General features: G+C 59.7%; 6 protein-coding genes. 3 read left to right on the forward strand and 3 right to left on the reverse strand.

From position 1 onward, the window contains the following. Positions 1 to 167 precede the first annotated feature (167 nt). The 3 genes from ACR0E6_RS07910 (at position 168) to ACR0E6_RS07920 (ending at position 3,946) form a co-directional block, all read left to right on the forward strand. Positions 168 to 1,874 (forward strand): peptide ABC transporter substrate-binding protein, encoded by a 1,707-nt coding sequence (locus tag ACR0E6_RS07910; protein WP_170451993.1) that lies wholly within the window; start codon positions 168 to 170, stop codon positions 1,872 to 1,874. 91 nt (positions 1,875 to 1,965) lie between these two features. Further along, on the forward strand, positions 1,966 to 2,973 hold the full coding sequence (locus ACR0E6_RS07915; protein ID WP_170523487.1) for an ABC transporter permease: 1,008 nt from the start codon (positions 1,966 to 1,968) through the stop codon (positions 2,971 to 2,973). After that, complete coding sequence (locus ACR0E6_RS07920; RefSeq protein WP_170451997.1) at positions 2,966 to 3,946, forward strand: ABC transporter permease; 981 nt, start codon at positions 2,966 to 2,968, stop codon at positions 3,944 to 3,946. Before ACR0E6_RS07915 ends, ACR0E6_RS07920 begins: the two co-directional genes overlap by 8 nt. Before the next feature lie 6 nt (positions 3,947 to 3,952). Here ACR0E6_RS07920 and ACR0E6_RS07925 read toward each other — a convergent pair whose 3' ends face one another. The 3 genes from ACR0E6_RS07925 to ACR0E6_RS07935 form a co-directional block, all read right to left on the reverse strand. Further along, on the reverse strand, positions 3,953 to 5,089 hold the full coding sequence (locus tag ACR0E6_RS07925; protein WP_480582166.1) for an MFS transporter: 1,137 nt from the start codon (positions 5,087 to 5,089) through the stop codon (positions 3,953 to 3,955). A gap of 67 nt (positions 5,090 to 5,156) precedes the next feature. Further along, positions 5,157 to 6,434, reverse strand: coding sequence for a DUF3422 family protein (locus ACR0E6_RS07930; RefSeq protein ID WP_480582168.1), 1,278 nt, complete (start codon positions 6,432 to 6,434; stop codon positions 5,157 to 5,159). A 107-nt stretch (positions 6,435 to 6,541) separates the two neighbouring features. Next, positions 6,542 to 6,898: a VOC family protein gene (locus ACR0E6_RS07935; RefSeq protein WP_170621339.1), complete on the reverse strand. Its 357-nt coding sequence runs from the start codon at positions 6,896 to 6,898 to the stop codon at positions 6,542 to 6,544. Between the last annotated feature and the right edge of the window lie 206 nt (positions 6,899 to 7,104).

Consider the following 7,104-nt stretch of genomic DNA (forward strand, 5'->3'; position numbering starts at 1 on the left):
TCTGTTTCGATACCTCGCGTAACCGTGTTGGGGAGAATACGGCATCACAAAAATGCGAACTGATTTTGCGATATGAAATCAGCGTCTTACCCCCATTGCGGCAACGCCTAATCCGCAGGCCTTGCGGAGAAAATCGAGACACGCAAGTGTCCAACATGGAGTGTATGATGAAAATCAAAGCCCTTTTGCTTGGTGCGATCGCAAGCACGGCGATGGCCCCAATGGCCTTTGCCGAGCGCGGCTCGGACGGCAATGTAAGCATCATCTATTGGCAAGCACCCTCGATCCTGAACCCGTTCCTGTCGGGCGGTACCAAGGATGTGGAATCAGCTTCGCTGGTGATCGAACCGCTGGCGCGCTACGACCAGGACGGCAACATGGTGCCCTTCCTGGCATCGGAAATTCCGACCGTCGAAAATGGTGGTGTCAGCGAGGATCTGACCTCGATCACATGGAAGATCGCACCGGGAATCACCTGGTCGGACGGCACTCCGTTCACTTCGGCAGACGTGAAATTCACTGCTGACTACTGCATGCACCCGGAAGGCGGTTGTGCTCAGGTCACCAAGTTCGAGGGCGTCACCTCGGTCGAAGCGGTGGATGATCTGACCGTCAAAGTCACTTTCGACAAACCGACCCCCTTCCCTTACGGCCCGTTCGTGGGCGGTGAAAGCCCGATCATTCAGGCCGCTCAGTTCGCAGACTGCCTGGGTGCGAAGGCCCCGGAATGCACCGACCAGAACTTTAACCCGATCGGAACCGGCCCGTTTGTCGTCACCGAGTTCAAGCCGAACGACGTGATCACATTCGCAGCCAATGACAATTATCGTGACCCGGCGAAACCGGCCTTCGCGACCGTGACCTTCAAGGGCGGCGGCGATGCAACGGCTGCCGGTCGTGCGGTCATGGAAACCGGCGAGTTCGATTACGCCTGGAACCTGCAGCTTGCGCCCGAAGTGATCGCGCAGATGCAAGAAGGCGGCAAGGGCACCCCGGTCGCAGGCTTTGGCCCGCTGGTCGAGCGTATCATGCTGAACCAGACCAACCCGTCGCCCGACCTGCCGGAAGGTGAGCGTTCGACGGCTGCGCATCCGCACCCGTTCCTGCAGGACCCGGCCGTCTACAAGGCGCTGTCCATGGCAATCGACCGGCCGCTGCTGGTTGAGATCGGCTACGGTCAGGCGGGTAAAGTGACCTGTAACTGGGTTCCGGCCCCCGCTGCGTTCAACTCGACCTCGATGAGCTGCGACACGCAGGACATCGAAGGCGCGAAGAAGCTGCTGGATGATGCCGGTATCGTGGACAGCGACGGCGATGGCGTTCGTGAAAAAGACGGCGTTCCGCTGAAAATCGTCTATCAGACCTCGACCAACGCCGTCCGTCAGGACTTCCAGGCGCTGATCAAGGAATGGTGGAGCCAGATCGGTGTTGAAACCGAACTGCGCAACATCAACGCATCGGTCTTCTTCGGTGGTGATCCGGGTTCGCCCGACACGTTCCAGAAGTTCTACGCCGACGTTGAAATGTACGCCAACACCTTCAACGGCACCGACCCGCAGTCCTATCTGGGCAACGGCCTGTGCGACAAAGCTCCGCGTCCGGACACGCAGTGGCAGGGTGAGAACATCAGCCGCTTCTGCAACGAAGAGTTCGACAAGCTGCATGGTCAGCTGGCCGAAACCGCCGGTCTGGAGGCTCGTGCCGAGATCGCGAAGCAGCTGAACGATATCATGGTTCAGAACGGCGGCATGATCCCGCTGGTGCACCGTGGTCGTCTGTCGGCACATGCAAACACGCTGGGTGGCGTGGTCCTGAACGTTTGGGACAGCGAACTTTGGAATATCGCTGACTGGTACCGCAAGACCGGTTCCTAAGCGTTAGCCTTGCAAAGCCGCGCCCCGATCTTCGGGGCGCGGCCCTTTGCACACCACTCCAACAAGAAGACGCATATAAAGGCGCCTCTTAATGCTCAATTTTACCATCAGACGACTGGTGCTGGCCGTACCCACGCTGCTGTTCATCAGCCTCGTCATCTTCCTGCTCCTCGAACTCGCACCCGGCGACCCGATGGCGCAGGTTCCGCTTACCGTCCCCCCCGAAGTCAAAGAGAAGATGCGCGAGGCGCTTGGCCTTGGCCAGCCGATGCATATCAGGTTCTGGAAATGGATCGTGCAGTTCTTCTGGATCGAACCGCAGGTGCTGGTCGACCATATGTTCGGCACCACCTTCTCGGAAGGTGATCTGCGAGTGATTTCGTGGCAGACCCGCTCGCCCGTCATGGACATCGTCGTTCAGCGTATCCCGCAGACCCTGTGGGTTGTCGGCACCGCCTATGTGGTCGCCATCCTGATCGCCCTGCCCATCGGCATTTATTCCGCTTATCGCCAGTATTCGTGGTTCGACCAGATGGGCACCTTCGTGTCGATGGTCGGCTTCTCGGTCCCGCCGTTTTTCTCGGGCGTTCTGGTGATCGTGATCTTCTCGGTGCAACTGGGCTGGTTCCCGTCGATCTATGACACAACTCTTGTGGTCAACAGTTGGGACAGCTTCATGCTGCAGCTGAAACAGATGATCATGCCCGTCATGGTTCTGGCACTACAGATCACGGCACAGCTTAGCCGCTTCATGCGTGCGTCAATGCTGGACAACCTCAATCAGGATTACGTCCGCACCGCCCGTGCCAAGGGCCTCAGTGAATATACGGTCGTAATGGTGCATGTCCTGCGCAACTCGATGATCCCCGTGGTCACCGTGATCGCGCTGGGTATTCCGGCCATCTTCGGCGGCGCCATCATCACCGAGCAGGTGTTCAAGGTGAACGGCATCGGCCAATTGCTGATCGGGGCCATTCAGGCCAACGACCTGCCGATGGTGCAGACCCTGACCTTCATCTTTGCCGTGCTGATCGTGCTGTTCAATCTGATCGCTGACGTGCTGTACGGCATTCTGGACCCGAGGATTCGCTATGACTGATCATGATCGTACCGATACGCTGGTCCCGGATGAAGGCATTGCACCCGCGTCCACCGCCCTGCCAACTGCAGGCGTGATGGACGACCTGACCACTCCGCCGCGCAGTCAGTGGCGCGACGTGTGGGATCAGTTCAAGACCCACAAGGGCGCGATGATCGGGGCGATGCTGTTCATCTTCATCGTCGCTGCCGTCTATCTTGGCCCCTATGTCTGGACCATCGATCCGACGCAGATCGACATCCGGGCGCGCAATCAGGGGCCAAGCTGGGCACACCCGTTTGGCACTGACCAACTGGGCCGTGATATTCTGGCGCGGATGATGTCCGGCGGGCAGACCTCGGTCTCGGTGGGTATCACCGCGATGCTGCTGGCGCTGTTCCTGGGCTCGTTCATCGGCGTGGTCGCCGGGTTCTTCAAGCGGCTCGACGGGCCACTGATGCGCCTGACCGATCTGTTCCTGGCCCTGCCCCTTCTGCCCCTGCTGCTGGTCATGATGCTGCTGTTCCGCGAGCCCTTGTCGGCGGCCTTCGGGCTGGAGCGCGGGATTTTCATCCTGATCGTCTGTGCAATCGGCATCACCTCGTGGATGCCCACCGCACGGATCGTGCGGGGCGACGTGTTGGCGATCAAGGAACGTGAATTCGTTCTGGCCGCGCGTTCTATAGGCACCAGCAACACGCAGATCATCACGCGGCATATCCTGCCCAATGTGCTGTCCCCGATCATGGTGTCGGCAACGCTGGGGATTGCCACGGCGATCATCACCGAAAGCGCGTTGTCCTTCCTTGGGCTGGGCTTCCCGCCCGACTTCCCGACCTGGGGCCGCCTGCTGTTTGATGGTGTCGATTACCTGCAGCAATACCCCGAACGTGTGTTCTGGCCCGGCCTTGCGATCTCGCTCACCGTGCTCAGCGTCAACTATCTGGGTGATGGTCTGCGCGACGCGCTGGACCCGCGTATTCGCGGACGTTAAGCGAACTCAGTCGGCGCGCCTTAGCGCGCCGGCACACACCACGATCAGAACGGCAAGCGGCAGCAATACGGCAAACGCCATCCGCAGCGTCAGCAACTCGGCCAGAAACCCGATCAATGGCGGCCCGATCAACAGCCCCCCATAACCAAGCGTAGCAACACTGGCGATGGCCTGCCCCGGCGGTATCTGCGGGTCATTGGCCGCCCGGCTGAACGCCAATGGCATGATCACCGCATAGCCCACGCCCATCAAAGTGAAGCCCACCAGCGCCAAAGGCGCGGCCCCTGCCCAGACCACGCAGAACACACCCACCGCCGCAAAGACGCCACCGCCGCGCGCCGCCGCAACCGGCCCGACCCGCGCAATAAGAAAGCCTCCGGCCAGCCTGCACACCACCATCGCGACCGAGAAGACCGCATAGCCCAACGCCGCAACGCTCTCAGCCGCTCCGGTGACATCGCGCAGGAACAAGGCGCTCCAATCGGCGACTGCGCCTTCCCCTAGCGCGCCGCACAGCGCCGTGAAGCCAACAAGGATCAACACGCCGGACGGGAAGGCAAAAACCGCGCCATGCGATTGTTCTGCCCGGCGAGACGTCCACTGCACCCAGGACAGCGCCAAGGCCAAAGCCACGACGACAGCACCTGCGGCAAGAAAGTGCTGCAACACGTTCATCTGCAACTGAACCGCGGCATATCCGCTGATGGCCCCCAGCCCTGCCCCAAGGCTCCACATCGCGTGGAATGAGGACATGAGCGGTTTGTCATAGGCCTGCTCGACCTCAGCCGCCCAGGCATTCATGGCCACGTCCATCGACCCGTGGAAGGCTCCAAACAGAAACAGAAAGGCGGCCAACATGGTGAAACTGTCCGCCATCGCCAACAGGATCAGGGACCCGGTATAAAGAACGGCTATGATCCGGGTGATCGCAACTGCCCCGAACCGGTCGGTCAGCCGCCCGGTGATGGGAAAGGAACACACTGCCCCCGCCGCCATGAACAGCAGACCATAGCCCAAGTCTTCGTGGCTGAGTTGCAGGTGGTCACGGACGGCAGGAATACGGGACGCCCAGATGCCAAACAGGGCACCGTTCAGAATGAACATCGCGGTCACAGCCCGCCATGCCGACACAACACTGATCATTTGAACGCTCCGATTGGCTTTCTGCCCGGCCACTACTACAAAGCCCAAGGGCTTGCGCAAGCGTCGTTCACTCCAACCGCTTGCGAATCCGGCGCACCGCGAACCACACTGCCAGAATGACAGGCAAGGTTATCAGCGCGGTCAATGTGCCCTTGCTCAACCCCGCGGACGTCAGCGGGAACAACAGGTAACTGACCAGCGAAACCGCATAATAGCTGATCGCAACAACCGACAGCCCCTCGACCGTGTGCTGCAAACGCAGGGCCAGATCAGCGCGGCGATCCATGCTTTCCAGCAATGCCTGATTCTGCGCGCTGCGCTCTACATCCACCCGCGTTCGCAGAAGATCACCCGCCCGAATTGCCCTGTCCGACAAGGTCTGCAGCCGCTTTTCGGTGGATTTTACGGTTCGAATGGCCGGATCGTATCGGCGCATCATGAAGTCCGCAAAGCTCTGCCCACCCTGAAACCGTTCTTCCCGCAACACCTCGATGCGCTGGTTTACGATGGCTTCATAGGCACCGGTGGCCCCAAAGCGAAAGGCACAGCGGGCCGACAAGGTCTCCAACTCGGTTGAAGTTGTCAGAAGATCGGGCAGCAGATCGTCGGGATGTTTGCCGCCGTCGGTCATCTCGACCAACAGCTCGGACAACCGTTTGTCCAACTCACCAATGCGCGGCATCAGGGTTTTAACCCGCGCAAAGCCAAGCATCGACATGGCCTTGTAGGTCTCGATTTCGCACAGGCGCTGGATGACCCGCCCGGTGCGCCTGTTGCCGGTTCCGTCCGAGACAAACAGGGCAAAGCGCATATGCCCGGCCGGATCGATGCGAAAATCACTGGCGCAAATTGCCGCGCCATCCAGAACACCGGCAACGGCCAGACTCTCGGGTTCGAACCAGTCCAGCAGTTGCGCCCTGATCTGCGCGTCATCCGGGCGCGGTACGACGCGCATCAGAACCGAGGTCACCCTTTGGCCGGGGCTGGACATCAGCCAATCAGGCGGAAAGACTTCAAAATCGGCGGGATTGAACGCCCGGTCGCTCACGTTCGGCGTAATGGCCGTGTAGGTGACAAACTCGGTGTGCTGTTCCCATTTCAACCAATGGCGACCGATCTGGCCCGCATAATGCGTTGCTGCGGGCTGCGGATGCGGTGCCCCGTGACGATCCAGAAGATCCGTCAAATGAGCGATATCGTCGCTCTTGTCCCGACCGGCTGCATCAACCGGCATTTTGATCGCAAGGAAGGCAACCGTGCAGGGCACCTGAGCAACCGGAAAGGGCCGCGCATGCAGCTCATTGGCCAACGCATAGCGCAATGGGTGGTCCTGAATGGGTGTCATAGATCGCTCCGTACCGTGTCACGGACTATATGCGATCCAGCGAATACATCAATTCTCTTTTTATTTCATATACTTACATGAATGCAACGGCATACAAATCCGCTATCTCATTGATTTGGTTGCCACAGTTCAATCGGATTGCCTTCAGGGTCGTGAATTCGGGCGAACTTGCCCACCTCGCTGTCCCAGTCCGGGTTGGTTTCCACAGCGATCCCCGCCGCCTGAAGTTGTTCAGTCAGGGCTGCAAGATCATCGACCCGAAAGTTGATCATCCATTGCTGCTCGGCCCGGCCGAAATACTCGGTGTCCTCAGCAAACGGAGCAAAGACCGTGTAGCCTTCGCGCTGCTTCCAGGGGGCGGGGTCATAGTGGTTGACGCCCAGATGTGTCTCGTACCAGGCGCTCAGCGCTTTTGGGTCGCGCGCGCGGAAGAACACGCCACCGATGCCATTTACCTTTTCCATATCCGACCTCCTGCACAGTTTGGTTCCGACCCAGATTACCACATTCCGCCCGCTTCATCTGGCCACAAATATCCTTGGGGTTTTGGGGGCAAAGCCCCCATTCAAACGCAAAAAGAAAAGGGCGCCCATTGGCGCCCTTTGCATTTTGATTACGACCCGTTTGATCAGTCGATCATAGGCAGCAGCTTGTCGAGCGACTGTTTGGC

The sequence above is a fragment of the Ruegeria sp. AP12 genome (genome assembly GCF_056540025.1).